General features: G+C 65.1%; 15 protein-coding genes. 13 read left to right on the top strand and 2 right to left on the bottom strand.

The window, feature by feature from the left end; translation table 11 throughout:
* The first annotated feature begins 52 nt into the window (after positions 1–52).
* The 4 genes from R3E77_01805 to R3E77_01790 all read left to right on the top strand — a co-directional run bounded on the left by R3E77_01805 (position 53) and on the right by R3E77_01790 (position 3,459).
* A complete protein-coding gene (locus R3E77_01805; protein MEZ5498144.1) occupies positions 53–940 on the top strand; it encodes an NAD(P)-dependent oxidoreductase in 888 nt (295 codons plus the stop codon).
* Positions 937–2,019: a sensor histidine kinase gene (locus R3E77_01800; protein MEZ5498143.1), complete on the top strand. Its 1,083-nt coding sequence runs from the start codon at positions 937–939 to the stop codon at positions 2,017–2,019. Before R3E77_01805 ends, R3E77_01800 begins: the two co-directional genes overlap by 4 nt.
* Positions 2,016–2,753, top strand: coding sequence for a LytTR family DNA-binding domain-containing protein (locus R3E77_01795; protein MEZ5498142.1), 738 nt, complete (start codon positions 2,016–2,018; stop codon positions 2,751–2,753). Before R3E77_01800 ends, R3E77_01795 begins: the two co-directional genes overlap by 4 nt.
* An 88-nt stretch (positions 2,754–2,841) precedes the next feature.
* Positions 2,842–3,459 (top strand): hypothetical protein, encoded by a 618-nt coding sequence (locus tag R3E77_01790; protein ID MEZ5498141.1) that lies wholly within the window; start codon positions 2,842–2,844, stop codon positions 3,457–3,459.
* Here the strand turns inward: R3E77_01790 and R3E77_01785 are convergent.
* On the bottom strand, positions 3,432–4,451 hold the full coding sequence (locus R3E77_01785) for a 2Fe-2S iron-sulfur cluster-binding protein (GenBank protein MEZ5498140.1): 1,020 nt from the start codon (positions 4,449–4,451) through the stop codon (positions 3,432–3,434). The genes R3E77_01790 and R3E77_01785 overlap by 28 nt on opposite strands.
* 44 nt (positions 4,452–4,495) lie before the next feature.
* Here R3E77_01785 and R3E77_01780 point away from each other — a divergent pair, with 44 nt between their 5' ends.
* The 6 genes from R3E77_01780 to hslU are packed head-to-tail and all read left to right on the top strand — an operon-like array spanning position 4,496 to position 9,302.
* Positions 4,496–4,951 carry a CoA-binding protein gene (locus R3E77_01780; GenBank protein MEZ5498139.1) on the top strand — a complete coding sequence of 152 codons (456 nt, stop codon included), beginning with the start codon at positions 4,496–4,498 and terminating at the stop codon, positions 4,949–4,951.
* Positions 4,941–5,771: a diaminopimelate epimerase gene (gene dapF, locus R3E77_01775; GenBank protein MEZ5498138.1), complete on the top strand. Its 831-nt coding sequence runs from the start codon at positions 4,941–4,943 to the stop codon at positions 5,769–5,771. The genes R3E77_01780 and dapF overlap by 11 nt, the downstream gene beginning before the upstream one ends.
* Before the next feature lie 32 nt (positions 5,772–5,803).
* The gene (locus R3E77_01770) at positions 5,804–6,511 is read left to right on the top strand and encodes a DUF484 family protein (protein MEZ5498137.1); all 708 of its coding nucleotides are present in this window, start codon (positions 5,804–5,806) and stop codon (positions 6,509–6,511) included.
* Between the two features lie 18 nt (positions 6,512–6,529).
* Entirely contained in the window at positions 6,530–7,429 is a 900-nt protein-coding gene (gene xerC / locus R3E77_01765; protein ID MEZ5498136.1) for a tyrosine recombinase XerC, read from the top strand.
* Positions 7,426–7,968 carry an ATP-dependent protease subunit HslV gene (gene hslV / locus R3E77_01760; GenBank protein ID MEZ5498135.1) on the top strand — a complete coding sequence of 181 codons (543 nt, stop codon included), beginning with the start codon at positions 7,426–7,428 and terminating at the stop codon, positions 7,966–7,968. The genes xerC and hslV overlap by 4 nt, the downstream gene beginning before the upstream one ends.
* Positions 7,965–9,302, top strand: coding sequence for an ATP-dependent protease ATPase subunit HslU (hslU, locus tag R3E77_01755; protein ID MEZ5498134.1), 1,338 nt, complete (start codon positions 7,965–7,967; stop codon positions 9,300–9,302). The genes hslV and hslU overlap by 4 nt, the downstream gene beginning before the upstream one ends.
* Positions 9,303–9,354: 52 nt before the next feature.
* Here hslU and R3E77_01750 read toward each other — a convergent pair whose 3' ends face one another.
* Positions 9,355–10,284 (bottom strand): MerR family transcriptional regulator, encoded by a 930-nt coding sequence (locus R3E77_01750; GenBank protein ID MEZ5498133.1) that lies wholly within the window; start codon positions 10,282–10,284, stop codon positions 9,355–9,357.
* Positions 10,285–10,360: 76 nt separating this feature from the next.
* Here R3E77_01750 and R3E77_01745 point away from each other — a divergent pair, with 76 nt between their 5' ends.
* From R3E77_01745 to R3E77_01735, 3 genes are read left to right on the top strand one after another with little or no spacing between them, the layout of a single operon-like run.
* A complete protein-coding gene (locus R3E77_01745) occupies positions 10,361–11,476 on the top strand; it encodes a hypothetical protein (GenBank protein MEZ5498132.1) in 1,116 nt (371 codons plus the stop codon).
* Between the two features lie 6 nt (positions 11,477–11,482).
* Positions 11,483–12,931: an FAD-dependent oxidoreductase gene (locus R3E77_01740; GenBank protein ID MEZ5498131.1), complete on the top strand. Its 1,449-nt coding sequence runs from the start codon at positions 11,483–11,485 to the stop codon at positions 12,929–12,931.
* 9 nt (positions 12,932–12,940) lie between these two features.
* Positions 12,941–14,008, top strand: a complete 1,068-nt coding sequence (locus R3E77_01735) for a ketoacyl-ACP synthase III (GenBank protein ID MEZ5498130.1) — start codon at positions 12,941–12,943, stop codon at positions 14,006–14,008.
* Positions 14,009–14,032 lie beyond the last annotated feature (24 nt).

Genomic DNA, 14,032 nt, shown 5'->3' with positions numbered 1-14,032 from the left:
TGCGCCCAGGCCACTGGCGCGCGCCTTCGGAATCACCGACACTTCCCCCGCCATGAAAGTCGGTTTCATCGGTCTTGGCGCCATGGGTTTTCACATGGCGCATAACCTCCGCAACGCCCGCCTGCTGCATCTCGCCTACAACCGCAGTGCCGCGCGCGCCGAGGAATTTCGCAAGGAAACGGCGAGCCCCATCGCCGCATCGGTCGAGGCCCTGGCCCGCGACTGCGAACTGATCGTCATGTGCGTCGGCGGCGACGGCGACGTGCTCTCGCTCGTTGCGCGTATTGCGAAGGAAATGCCGCGCGGCGGCATCGTCATCGATTGTTCGACGGTGAGCCGGCAGACCGCCGTGCGTGCTGCGGCCGAGCTCGGCGCCTACGGCATCGCATTTCTCGACTGCCCGGTGAGCGGCGGCACGGAAGGCGCGCGCCTTGGCACACTGGCGATCATGGCCGGCGGCGATCGCGCGAGCTTCGAGCGCGCCCAGCCGGTGCTCGCCGCCATGGGCAAGACCGTGCGCTGGTTTGGACCGGCAGGCAGCGGCCAGGCCGCCAAGGCCACCAACCAGATCATGTGCGCCGGCATCATCCGCGCGGTCGCCGAGGCGATGGCCTTTGCGCGTGCCGAAGGGCTGCCGCTCGAAACTCTGGTGGACACGCTCGGCAAGGGCGCGGGCTCGTCCTGGTATTTCGTGCACCGTGCGCCGTTCATGATCAAGGGTGAATACCCGGCCGGTTTTCGCGTGCGCCTGCACGAGAAGGATCTTCGCATCTGCCGCGACATGGCGGCGGCACATGGTGCGACACTGCCTGTCGTCGAAGAAGTCCTGGCCGAGTACCAGGCACTCATCCGCGAGGGTTATGGCGACGAGGACATCTCGGCGCTCTATCGACTCAAGGAACCGCTCTTCCACGATCCCGGCGAGGATGGCACTGCATGAAGCCGCGGCCGGTCGCGGCTGAGCCCGGCAGTTGCGACTATCTGCCGGATTTCTGCGCAGGTCGCATGGTCCTCGCCGTGGTATTGATTGTCGAAGTCACGGCACTCACCTTGACTGTCGCCCGCGACAATACCCTGCTCGGCTTCTGGACGGATCTTGCGCGCACCTCGATGTTCCTGCTTTGGCTTGGCCTCGCAGGCGCCGCGCTGTTGTGCTGGCTGCGGCCGCGATTGCGCCATCACAGCGTGGCCGCCGGCACCACGATCGCACTCGGCGCCATGACCGCCCTGGTCGGTGTCATCTCCGAGCTCACCTGGCGACTCGGCAACAGCGGTCTGGTCGGCCCGGCAGAATTTGGCGGCCTGTTTCCCGCGCAACATGCCTCGTTCGTGGTGCGCAACATGGTCATCGGCTGCATAGTCACTGCGCTCGCGCTGCGCTACTACTACATCACCCACGAGTGGCGCCGCAATGTCGAACTGCAGGCGCAGGCGCGAGTGCACGCCCTGCAGGCCCGCATCCGCCCGCATTTTCTGTTCAACAGCATGAACACCATCGCCGCGCTCACGCGCTCGAACCCGGCGCGCGCCGAAGATGCCGTGCAGGATCTCGCCGACCTCTTTCGCGCCAACCTGTCGGACAAGCGCAACCAGATCACGCTGCGCGACGAGATCGAAGTCGCGCGCATTTACCAGCGCATCGAGCAATTGCGTCTCGGCGAGCGTCTGCGCGTCGAGTGGAAGCTCGATGCCCTGCCCGGTGCGGCCGTCGTGCCGTCGCTGATGCTGCAGCCACTGCTCGAAAACGCCATCTATCACGGCATCGAGCCGCGACCGGACGGCGGTACGGTAAGCGTCAACGGCGAGCTGGCGAACGGGCTCATCACCATCGTCGTTCGTAACCCCGTGCCGGATGGCGCCATCATGCGCGAGGGCAATCGCCTCGCGCTCGCCAATATTCGCGAGCGGTTGGCGCTTGTCTATGGCGAACGTGCCACCGTCAAAGCCGGCAAGTTCGACGAGCAGTACATCGTCACACTGCGTTTCCCGCTGGTCACCGATCAGCCGGTCACTGCATGACCTACAAGGTCCTCATCGTCGATGACGAAGCGCCGGCGCGCGAGCGGCTGGCGAGCATGATCGGCGAGATCAGCGAAGCGGAGCTGGTCGGCAGTGCCGCCAACGGCGCGGATGCCCTGGAGCTGGTCGACGATGTGATGCCGGACATCGTGCTGCTCGATATCCGCATGCCCGGCATCGACGGTCTCGAAGTCGCGCGTCGCATCGCAGCGTTGAAGGAACCGCCGGCCGTGATATTCACGACGGCATTCGATGAATACGCGCTGCAAGCCTTCGATGCGCAGGCCGTGTCCTACCTGGTCAAGCCCATACGCAGCGAGAAGCTGCGCGCAGCACTTGCCCAGGCGGCCAGGTTGACGCGCCCGCAGTTGAACCAGGCAGCGCATGCCGCCCGTTTCGTCGAACGGCGCACCCATATTCCGGTGCGCCACCGCGACAGCATGCGGTTGATTCCGCTCGATGAAATCGCCTATTTTCACGCCGACCAGAAATACACCACGGTCAGGCATGACCACGGGGAAGACCTGATCGAGGATTCCCTGCGTTCGCTCGAGCAGGAACTCGGTGCCGATTTCGTGCGCGTGCACCGCAACGCGCTGGTCAACGTACGCAGGCTCGAGGCCATCGAACGCGAAGCCGATGGCCGATGTTTCGTGCGCCTGCGCGGGAGTGATCAGCGACTTGCGGTCAGCCGGCGCATGGCGGGCGACCTGCGGCAACGGTTCCGCATTTGACAGAATCTGGTCACAGGTAAGCTGTGACTACGATCAACGACAGCCCGCCGGCCGTCATCGATGATTCGCCCTTGTTCTGGGAGTCTCGATGTCCGCCACCGCCCTGCGCGCCGCCGAACGCGGACCGCTGATCCATCAGCTGCTCGAATCGGCACAAATCGAACTGAGCCGCATCGCGCCTGGCATGGGCGCGGCCGAACGCAGCGAGTTGCTCGGTCGCGTGGCGCAACTGACACGTTACGACGACCTGTTGGCAGCCGTGCAAAGCTGGGCCTGCGAGACCATGCGTGCCTGGGCGCCGCTCGCCCTGTTGTTCCCCGATGCGCGCTGCGAGTGCCCTTCGGTCGCCGCGCTCAACGAGCGCATCGACCAGATCATCGAGCGCGAGTACGGCCATGTGCTCGCCGCTGCCGGTTCGCATCGCGCCGCGCGGGAGCTCCTGGCGAGCGACGCAGCGCGGCTATCGATCGAGGTTGCAGTCGCAAGCGCCGTCGCGGCGAGCGTCGATCCCGCGCTTGCACAATGGGCGAGCGGCTTCTCGGCCCAGGCCCTGCGTGTTGCCGAATACCTGCATCGCAACGCACTGGGCATACGTCAGTCGCTGACCGACCGGCAGTTGATGCTGGACATCACGGCGATGACCACGACGCAGCGCGACCTGCGCAGCCGTTTGCATCTTCAGCTGCGCGCCGCGTCCGGCGCATAATCGAAAGAATCAAAATAGAGTCGCGACGGCGACAGGCCGCGCGCCGGGAACTCCCGTCGCAGTGCTTCGATCAAGGCGGGCGGTCCGGCGGCGTAGCAATCGTATTCCTCGAGCGAGGGCAGATCCTCGAGCACGGCATCGTGCACGAACCCGCGTCGCAGATCCGTGCCATCGGCGGCCGCCGCACTGAATACGGGTTGAAATCGAAAACAACTGCCCCTCGAGAGCTGCGCGGCGATGAATTCACCGTCGTACAGATCCTCCGGGCGCTGCACGCCCCAGTACAGGAGGACGTCGCGCTCGATACCGGTCTCGCTGACGTGCCTCAGGATCGACTTCAATGGCGCAAAGCCGGTGCCACCAGCTATCAGCAGAAGCGGCGCCGTCGCATCGCGATAATAGAACTGGCCGAGCGGCGCCTCGATGCGCAGCAACGCACCGGCGCGAAGTTCGCCGAACAGCTGCGGACTGAACCGGCCTCCGGCCGCGCGCCTTACATGCAATTCGAGCAGCCGCGAATCATGCGGCGGACTTGCGATCGAGAAACTGCGCCGCCGGCCATCATCCAGGATGATGTCGAGGTATTGACCCGCCCGGAAATGCAATGGCTCGACGGCCGGCAGGCGCAGCCATAGTTGCATGACGTCCCTGGCCAGGGGTCGGAGCGATTCGATTCGACACGGCAGCGACTTGATCTCGACTTCGCTCATCGTCTCGATCTGGCGCGCCTCGATACGCAGGTCCGACTCTGCTCGCGCCTGGCACAGCAGCGCCATGCCGGCCTCTGCCTCCTGCGCGGTCAATCCTGGCGGACGGGTCCGCGGATAGCCCACGCGGCCTCTGACGATGCGCGCGCGGCAGGACCCACAGTGGCCCGACTTGCAGCTGTGCGGCAGGTTGATGCCTGCGGCAAGCGCGGCATCGAGCACACTGGCGGCACCGCCCGCGGGAAATTCCCTGCCGAGCGGCTCGAGGACGATGGTGTAAGGCATGCGGTGCATCCTGCCGGAGCGCTACACTATGCCGAGGACGGCGCATGTTTACCAATCCCGATTTCAATGCCATTAGCTCGCTCCTCGGCAAGGCGCATCGCATCGCCGTCGTCGGACTGTCCGCCGACAGCAGCCGCCCGAGCCACCAGGTCGCGCTGGGCATGCAATCGCTCGGCTACCGCATCGTGCCGGTGACACCTCATGGCGGCACCCTGCTGGGCGAAACCTGCTACCCGGATCTCGCGGCCGCCGCAACGACGCAATCCCGGTTCGGCGCCATCGATATCGTGAATGTCTTTCGCCGCCCTGAACACGTTGCCGACATCGTGTCGCAGTGCCTGCACCTCGCCTTTCCCGCACTGTGGTTGCAGGACGGCGTCATCGACGAGGAGGCGACGGAGCGTGCACGGTCGGGCGGCATGTTCGTGGTCATGGACCGCTGCATCTGGCGGGACCGGGTTCGCCTCGGGCACAGTGGAGCTGCCGCCGATGCGGGTTGAGTTCACCAAGATGCACGGCATCGGCAACGATTTCATCGTCATGGATGTCAAATCCGGCGAGCCGCTGCCTCCGGCCGCGGTGCTCAAGCGCCTCGCGGACCGGCACACCGGCATCGGTTTCGACCAGGCGCTGCTGCTTGCGCCTCCGCGCCGTGCCGACACGGCCATCTACTATCGCATCGTCAACGCCGACGGCGGCGAAGTCGAACAATGCGGCAACGGCGCGCGCTGCATCGCCGAGCTGCTGCGCAGGCGCGGCGTGCAGGCGAGCGGCATGTTGGCCATGGACAGTCCCGCCGGGATCGTGCGCGCCGAGCTGATCGCGCCGGGCGTCGTCAGTGTCGACATGGGGGAACCGAATTTCGCGCCATCCGCATTGCCATTCCTCGCGTCCGCCGAGGCACATGTCTATGTCGTCAACGTCAACGGCGCGGAAATCGAATTGGGCGCGGTATCCATGGGCAATCCACATGCGGTCCTGACCGTGCCCGACATCGACACGGCGCCGGTCGATCGATTGGGTCCGGCCATCGAGCGACACAGCCAGTTCCCGCAACGCGTCAACGTAGGCTTCATGCAGATCGTCGATCGCGAGCACATTCGCCTGCGCGTCTTCGAGCGCGGCACCGGCGAGACGCGCGCCTGCGGCACCGGCGCATGCGCCGCTGTGGCCGTCGGGCAACGCCATGCGCGCCTTTCCGAAAGCGTCGCCGTTGACCTGCCCGGTGGGCGGCTGCAGGTGCGTTGGCGCGGACCAGGCCACTCGATCTGGCTGGAGGGTCCGGCCGAAGTTGTCTACACGGGCTCCGTCGAGATCTGAATGCGCGCTCGCGAGAGAGTACAATAGGGCGCATGAGCACCAATACGGCACGCGGCCTCGCCACCGAGGCGGGTGATGAGAAAAACATCGCCGGTTACCTGGATACGCATCCGGATTTCTTCGAACGCCACCCCAACACCTTGATGCGCATGAGCCTCGCGCATCAGCGCGGCACGGCCACGGTGTCCTTGATCGAACGCCAGGTCGATGTCCTTCGTAACCGCAATGGCGCTCTCGAGAAACGTATCGGCGAGTTCGTGAGCGTCGCCCGCGCCAACGAACAGCTCACCGACAAGATCCACAATTTCACATTGCGGCTCCTGCGGGCCGATGGTTTCGCCCCGACCGTCGCGGTCATCGAGGCATCGCTGCGCGAGGATTTCGGTGCGTTCCACGCCGCGCTGGTACTGCCCGAGGGCATCGCGCCGCTGGTTCCCGGAGATCATGGCCGCTTCGTGCAGCTGGTGCCGCCGGAGGATCGCGACTGGCAAAGCTTCGCCAATCTGCTCGAGACCGGCAAACCGCGCTGCGGCCAGGCCCGCGACAGCCAGCGACGCTTTCTGTTCGGCCCAGAGGCCGAGGACATTGCCTCGATGGCGCTCGTTCCGATCATACTGCCGCAGGGCCGCGCTCTGCTGGCGCTCGGCAGTCCCGACCCGGCGCGCTTCAACCCCGGCATGAGCACGGAGTTCCTGGCGCGCATCGCCGCGCTGACTGGCGCTGCCCTGTCGCGGCGCTGATCCGCCGCTTCGAGCGCCATGCAATCCGGCGCGACCGACTGGATTGACCGTTTCCTCGCCTCGCTGCGCACCGAGCGGCGCTATTCGCGACGCACCCTCGAAGCCTACGCGCGCGACATCGACGCACTGCGCGGGTATTGTGAGCGGCGCGACCTCAAGCGATGGCGCGACCTCGACAGCCAGCACATACGTATCTTCGCAGCCGCCTCGCACTCGGCCGGACTTGCGCCGCGAAGCATTCAGCGCCGGCTGTCGGCCGTGCGCAGCTTCATGCGTTACCTGTTGCGCGAGCACCATATTCCGAACAATCCGGCGGTTGGCATCAGCGCACCGAAGGATCGCAAGCGGCTGCCCGCAACGCTCGATGTCGACCAGATGGCCCGGCTCCTGGGTGGCGAGGCAAGTTCACCACTCGCGCAACGCGACCTGGCGATGATGGAATTGCTGTACTCATCCGGCCTGCGCCTGGCCGAGCTCGTATCACTCGATTGCAACGACGTCGACCTGAAGGACGGTACGGTGCGCGTCACCGGCAAGGGCAACAAGACGCGTATCGTTCCGGTTGGGCGAGCGGCGCGCGAGGCGGTCACGCGCTGGCTGCGCGTACGCGGTACGCTGACCGCAGCCGACGTGCAGGCGTTGTTTCTCTCGCGCCGTGGCAAGCGCATCAGCGCACGGTCGGTGCAGCTGCGCGTCGCCGAGTGGTCGCGCCAGCGGGGTGTCGCTGTCAAGGTGCATCCGCACCTCTTTCGCCACTCCTTCGCGACCCATGTGCTCGAGTCAAGCCAGGACCTGCGCGGGGTGCAGGAGATGCTTGGCCATGCCAGTATCTCCACCACCCAGGTCTACACGCATCTTGATTTTCAGCATCTCGCCCGCATCTACGACAAATCCCACCCTCGAGCACGCAGGAAATGAGCCAGATTTTCGATCCTCATGGCACGACTATCGTCGGCGTACGCCGCAATGGGGCCGTGGCACTCGGCGGCGACGGCCAGGTCACGCTCGGCAATACCGTCATGAAAAGCACGGCGCGCAAAGTGCGCAGCGTTGCCAATGGCAAGGCGCTGGCCGGCTTCGCTGGCGGTACGGCCGATGCCTTCACGCTATTTGAGCGCTTCGAAAGCAAGCTCGACAAGTACGGCAACCTCACGCGCGCCGCCATCGAACTCGCCAAGGATTGGCGATCAGACCGTTACCTGCGACGGCTCGAAGCCTTGCTGCTGGTGGGCGATCGCGACAAGCTGCTGGTGATCTCGGGCAATGGCGATGTCATCGAACCCGATCACGACCTGGTCGCCATCGGATCGGGCGGTCCCTACGCACAGGCCGCCGCGCGGGCGCTCATGCAGAACACCGAACTCGATGCGCGCAGCGTGGTCGAAAAATCGCTGCAGATCGCTGCCGAGATCTGCATCTACACCAACGCCAACACCGTCATCGAAGAACTGCATTGACAGCGCTCACACCCAGAGAGATCGTCACCGAACTCGACCGCCACATCGTCGGCCAGGCTGCTGCGAAGCGAGCCGTCGCGATCGCCCTGCGCAATCGCTGGCGTCGCATGCAGGTCGCCGAGCCGATGCGCCAGGAAATCACGCCCAAGAACATCCTGATGATCGGGCCCACGGGCTGCGGCAAGACCGAGATCGCTCGCCGGCTCGCGCGCCTTGCCAACGCACCCTTCGTGAAGGTCGAGGCGACCAAGTTCACCGAGGTCGGCTACGTCGGTCGCGATGTCGAGTCCATCATCAAGGAGCTCGTCGATGTCGCCGTCAAGATGACTCGCGAAGAGGCCATCGAGAAAGTGCGCGAGCGCGCTGCCGATGCCGCCGAGGAGCGCGTGCTCGATGCGCTGCTGCCACGTCCCAAGGCCATGGGATTCTCCACGGACGAGCCGCGTGAGCCGCGCGATGCCGACACCCGGCAGAAGCTTCGCAAGAAACTGCGCGAGGGTGAACTCAACGATCGGGAAATCGACATCGAACTCTCGTCCACTCCGATGGGTGTCGAGATCATGGCACCACCGGGCATGGAAGAGATGCAGCAGCAGCTGCAGCAGATGTTCCAGAACCTCGGCGGTGGTCGCACGCGTTCGCGCAAACTGCGCATCGCCGACGCATTGAAGCTGCTGGTGGAGGAAGAGGCCGCGAAACTCGTCAACGAAGACGAACTCAAAATGCGCGCCCTGGCGAATGCCGAGCAGAACGGCATCGTGTTCATCGACGAGATGGACAAGGTCGTGCGCCGTAGCGAAACCTTGGGCACCGACGTGTCACGCGAAGGCGTGCAACGCGATCTCCTGCCCCTCGTGGAGGGCTGCACGGTCGCTACCAAGTATGGCCAGGTCAAGACCGACCACATTTTGTTCATCGCATCGGGCGCATTCCATGTCTCCAAACCGTCCGATCTGATTCCTGAACTGCAGGGACGGTTCCCGATCCGCGTCGAGCTCGATTCCCTCAAGGTCGAGGACTTCGTGCGCATCCTGACCGAACCGGATGCATCGCTCACGGATCAATACCGCGAGCTGCTCGCCACCGAGAACCTGCGGCTGCGATTCGCGCCCGAAGGCGTTCGGCGCATCGCCGAGATCGCAAGCGATGTGAACGAGCGTACCGAGAACATCGGCGCGCGGCGCCTGCACACCGTCGTGGAGCGGCTGCTCGAGGAGCTGTCCTTCGACGCCGAGAACCGGGGCACCGAGGAGATCGTCATCGATCGCGCTTATGTCGATGCGCACCTGGGCAAGCTCGCGCAGGATGAGGATTTGTCGCGGTACATTCTCTAGCGCCAACGGCGCAGATGTGCGCTGTGCAAGGACGTGGTTTGACGCGCGCGAGTCAGCGCTGCGCGATGAGATCGAGTCGCTGCTCCAGATCGCTGCCGTTCGGCAGCAGCACGCTCCCCTCAGGAATCTGCACATCGCGCAGGCGGCCCGCCGCGCGACCGCCCAACCAGATTTCGCGCTTGCCGTGTACCGCCTGCGCAAGCTCCGCTACGAGTACGGGCAACTCGCCGTCGCCATCGCAGATGCAGCTGATCAGAATGGCGTCGGCTTCGACTTCGTTCGCGAAATGGGCAATTTCCACGGGCGGACAGTCGATGCCAAGATAATGCACGCGCAGCCGCCGCATCGCGGCGAGCCAGGCACACATCATGAGTCCCAGTTCGTGCCGCTCGCCGGAGAGCGTGGCAAGAACAAGCGCCGGTGCGGATTCATCAGCGACATACGCGCGCGAGACACCGAGCAGAAGCCGCCGGGTGATTTCCGTTGCCATATGCTCCTGGGCGATGCTCATCTCGCCACGATGCCATCGCTCGCCGATCTCGCGCGCCAGGGGCGAGACGACCGTGAACACGACTTCGCTCGGCGCCAGAACCGCCATCGCGGTCGTGAGCACTTCCTCGATACCGGCTGGGTCCGAGTGTTGCGCCGCATCGAGCGCGCGTTCGACATAGGCCTGGCCGCGGGGCGCCGCGCGAACGCGGCCGCCGGCATCGGCAACGAGTTTGGCGAGGGCCTCCTCGCCCAGGCTCGCCAGACGGCTGATCGGGTGGCCGAGATCGGTCGCGCTGCGCAACAAGCGCAGCCTCGCGACATCCTTGGCACTGTAGCTGCGCCTGCCTGCATCGTCGCGCAGCGGCCGCACGATCCCGTAGCGTCGCTCCCACGCACGCAGGGTCTCGACGGTCAGGCCCGTGGCGAGCGAGACGGCCTTGATGGAATAGAGATGGGCTGATCTGCCGGATATCGGCACCTGGCCGCTCATGGAGGCCATGCTATACGTCTGTGGTCAGAGGCGCCAGTTCATGAGTCGTATGGCGCGAAAAGGTCATAATACGGGCATGGCGCAGCAGCCCCCAGCGATCACAGACACACAGCCAAGACCCTGGGGCCGGTGGCTCGCGCTGGTCGGCGGCATCATCGCACTGATGATCGCAATTTCGCTTTTCGAAGTCCTGAGTTTTGGCGGCACATTCGCCCGGCTCGAACCGCATTTCGCGGGCAGCTGCCGCAATATGGCAACGGCGGCCGGCGTCGCCGATATCCGCATCGACCGCAGCCGCGGCCTTGCCTACCTGTCATGGATCGATGCCGCGGGCGCAGACAATGGCTCAAGCGGCAGTGTCATGCTGTTCGATCTGACGGCGGTCGAACCACGGCCCCGTCCCGCCCTCGCCACGGAATATCCCGGCCTTCGACCGCGCGGCATGAGCCTCTACACGGTGGCCGATGGATCGCGGCGACTGTTCGTGGTCAACGAACCCGTCGATGGCGCCGCCGCGGTGGAGGTTTTCGAGCAAAGCGAAACCGGTGCATTCCAGCACGTTGAAACCATTCGCGATCCGCTGATCGAGAACCCAGCGGCAGTCGTCGCCGTCGGTGCCGAGGAGTTCTATGTTGCCAATGGCAGTAGCGCACAGACCCAGGCGGCGCGTATCGCCGAGTGGTTGTTGCGGCGCGGACGCTCGACCATCGTCCAGTATCGTGCCGGACGGACCCGCATCGTGGCGGACGATGCAAAATCGGCTGCAGGCATCGCGGCGAGCGCCGACGGCAGCACCGTGTATGTTGCCGAGGCGCTGGGCAAACGCCTGTCGATCTACGATCGTGCCGCGGGCAGTGGCGATCTGAATCTGCGCGAGCGCGTCGCGCTCGAGAGCATGCCGGCCGCGCTCAGCGTGGCAACCGACGGTTCGGTATGGATCGCCGCGCAACCGAAGGGCCTGGCGCAGTTGCGACGCATGGGCGATGCAACGCGACCCGCACCGACTCAAATCCTGCGCCTGCGCCCGCAGCTCGAGCCGGGCGATGCCAGCCGTGTGAGCGAGGTCTACCTCGACGACGGCACACAGATCGCCGCCGCCGCCATCGGCGCACGCTACGGCAGTCGACTGCTGATTGGATCGCCGAGCGACCATCGCCTCTTGCTGTGCGAGCTGCCGGCGAGTCGGCTGTAGAGCACCATGGACCGTCGCCGTTTCATCACCCAGGGCGCGGGCACGGTGCTCGCAACCATGGCATCGAGGTTCGCGCACACACGGGCGCAGCCCGAAACCGACGTCATCGTGATCGGCGCAGGCCTCGCGGGTCTTCAGACCGCTTTGCTGCTCGAAGAACAAGGCTTGAATGTGCTCATCCTCGAGGCCCGGCAGCGTGTTGGCGGGCGCGTCTATACCTTGTTCGACCTGCCCGGCCACCCGGAAGCCGGCGGCAACAGCTGCGCAAATGCCTATGGCCGCTTCATCTCTGCCGCGGCACGGCATGGACTCGAACTCGTGAACCTGGCGCCGCGCGTCATGGGCAAACTCGGGCAGCGCGAGTTATTCCTGGCACGCGAACATATCCCGCTTGCGCAATGGGCTGATCATCCGTCCAATCCCTTCACGGGCGAGCAGCGCGCGGTGCCGCCCTGGCTGTGGGCATCGGCCATGCTCGGTGCACACCGGCCCTTCGAGGACCTGCAACGCTGGGCGGACCCGCAGTACGGCGAATTCGACATCTCCATGCACAGCTTCCTGCGCCGTATCGGCGCCAACGACGCCATGATCCGTCTCGGCTACGACACCAACATCGCCTACGGCACGACCTCGCACGACGTGTCGCTGCTGATGCAGGTCTTCGCGGACTATTGGCAGAACGTGAATCGCGATGTCGCCGGCAGGGGCACGCCGCTCATCGGGGCGATCAAGGGCGGCAATCAAAACCTGCCGATGGCCATGGCGCGCGCGCTTCGCGGCGACCTGATGCTTGGTGAGGAAGTCGTTGCGATCGATGTTGGCGATAAGACAACGCGAGTAAAATGCCGCGACGGCCGCCAATATCGTGCACGCGCAGTGGTCGCTTCGCTGCCCTTCTCGACCTTGCGGCATGTGGCGATCGATCCGCTGCCGGATGCGGCGAAACTTGAAGCCATCCAGACACTGGGCTACATACCCGTCACGCAGTTTCACGTTGTCGCTCGCCGGCCGTTCTGGGAGGACGACGGCCTTGCGCCATCGATGTGGACCGACGGCCCGGCTGGCATGGTGCTTGCGCAGCGCTTCGGCAAGCGCGACGATGAAGTCACGAGCCTCACGGTATGGGCACGCGGCTTGAACGCTCTGGCGCTCGATCGCCTCGGCACGGAAGGGGCATCGCAACGCGTGATCGCGGAGCTCGAAACCCTGCGTCCTGCCGCGAAGGGCAGGCTTCGGGTCGCCGCTGTCCAATCCTGGGCGCAGGATCCTTTCTCCGCGGGCGACTGGGCAATCTTCGGGCCGGGTCAGGTCAGGGCCTTTGCGCACGATCTGGCGAAACCGCACGGGCGGCTATATTTCTGCGGCGAGCATACCGCGCTCGCGAGCCGCGGCATGGAAGGCGCGCTCGAGTCCGCCGAAACAGCTGCGTTGCAGGTTCTGACCGATCTGGCCTAAGGTAGCGCGATGACGCATGCCGCGATTACCGGCTGGGGCAAGTACATGCCCCCCGCCCGCTTGAGCAACCAGGATCTGTCCACGTTGTTCGATACCACGGACGAGTGGATCACTTCGCGCACCGGCATACGTGAACGACGCATTTCCCATTTGTCACTGGGTCAGATGGCGTTGCAGGCAACACGCCATGCGCTGGCCTGCGCGGGGCTCGAGGGACGACAGATCGAACTGATCGTTTTCGGCAGCTGCAGCTATGACGACCAGGTGCCCAACATGGCGTCCGGTCTGCAGGCCGCCATTGGCGCCGAAGGTTGCGCTGCCATGGACGTCAACACCGCCTGCACGAGCTTTCTCTACAGCCTGTCCACCGCAACGGCGATGATTCGAACGGGCGTCGTGCGCAACGCGCTCGTCATCGGCGCCGAACTGATCTCGCCCTTCATGGACTGGACGGATCGCGGCGTCGCAGTGCTCTTCGGTGATGGCGCCGCGGCAGTAGTGCTCGAGGCCTGCGATGACGAGCAAGGCCTGCTGGCGGAAAAACTCGGTTGCTTTGGCGAATCACGCGAGATACTGCGCGTGCATGGCATGGGGGGCGCCTATGCCGACAAGAAACGTCGCTACGGCATCACGCAGTGGGTGTTCGAAGGCCAGGAGATTTTCAAAAAGGCGGTGCACGGCATGGCCGGTGCCTGCGACGACGTGCTGACACGCACTGGCACGTCGCGCGAGGGCATTCAGCTCGTCGTTCCGCACCAGGCCAATTTGCGCATCATCGAAGCCGTTGCCAAACGCGCGGGCATGCCGATGGAGCGCGTATACGTCAATATAGCGCGCTACGGCAACATGTCCTCGGCCACCGTCCCTGTCGCATTGTGCGAAGCCCTCGAAGAAGGTCGCGTCGCGCCAGGCAGCCTGTTGCTGACGCCAGCATTCGGTGCGGGCCTGACGTTCTGCGCCCACCTGTTGCGCTGGGGCGAACGTGTCAAACCGCTGCAGGAGGTGGCGGATACGGCACCGGCCCCGACCCGCTCCGCGCTCGAGATGGTGCGCGATTATCGCGATCGCTCGCGCTAGCAGATCAGGTCGGATTGCGGTAAC

The organism is Steroidobacteraceae bacterium, assembly GCA_041395505.1.
Classification (GTDB): domain Bacteria; phylum Pseudomonadota; class Gammaproteobacteria; order Steroidobacterales; family Steroidobacteraceae; genus JAWLAG01.
Note: the sequence above shows the minus strand (reverse complement) of the source record. Positions and strands in the feature narration are given on the sequence as shown.

Coding starts and splice junctions, on each gene's coding strand:
- dapF (MEZ5498138.1), top strand. CDS start 4,941: ATGCGGGTTGAGTTCACCAAGATGCACGGCATCGGCAACGATTTCATC.
- R3E77_01745 (MEZ5498132.1), top strand. CDS start 10,361: ATGGCGCAGCAGCCCCCAGCGATCACAGACACACAGCCAAGACCCTGG.
- R3E77_01770 (MEZ5498137.1), top strand. CDS start 5,804: ATGAGCACCAATACGGCACGCGGCCTCGCCACCGAGGCGGGTGATGAG.
- xerC (MEZ5498136.1), top strand. CDS start 6,530: ATGCAATCCGGCGCGACCGACTGGATTGACCGTTTCCTCGCCTCGCTG.
- R3E77_01735 (MEZ5498130.1), top strand. CDS start 12,941: ATGACGCATGCCGCGATTACCGGCTGGGGCAAGTACATGCCCCCCGCC.
- R3E77_01800 (MEZ5498143.1), top strand. CDS start 937: ATGAAGCCGCGGCCGGTCGCGGCTGAGCCCGGCAGTTGCGACTATCTG.
- R3E77_01750 (MEZ5498133.1), bottom strand. CDS start 10,284: ATGAGCGGCCAGGTGCCGATATCCGGCAGATCAGCCCATCTCTATTCC.
- R3E77_01790 (MEZ5498141.1), top strand. CDS start 2,842: ATGTCCGCCACCGCCCTGCGCGCCGCCGAACGCGGACCGCTGATCCAT.
- hslV (MEZ5498135.1), top strand. CDS start 7,426: ATGAGCCAGATTTTCGATCCTCATGGCACGACTATCGTCGGCGTACGC.
- R3E77_01785 (MEZ5498140.1), bottom strand. CDS start 4,451: ATGCCTTACACCATCGTCCTCGAGCCGCTCGGCAGGGAATTTCCCGCG.
- R3E77_01805 (MEZ5498144.1), top strand. CDS start 53: ATGAAAGTCGGTTTCATCGGTCTTGGCGCCATGGGTTTTCACATGGCG.
- R3E77_01795 (MEZ5498142.1), top strand. CDS start 2,016: ATGACCTACAAGGTCCTCATCGTCGATGACGAAGCGCCGGCGCGCGAG.
- R3E77_01740 (MEZ5498131.1), top strand. CDS start 11,483: ATGGACCGTCGCCGTTTCATCACCCAGGGCGCGGGCACGGTGCTCGCA.
- R3E77_01780 (MEZ5498139.1), top strand. CDS start 4,496: ATGTTTACCAATCCCGATTTCAATGCCATTAGCTCGCTCCTCGGCAAG.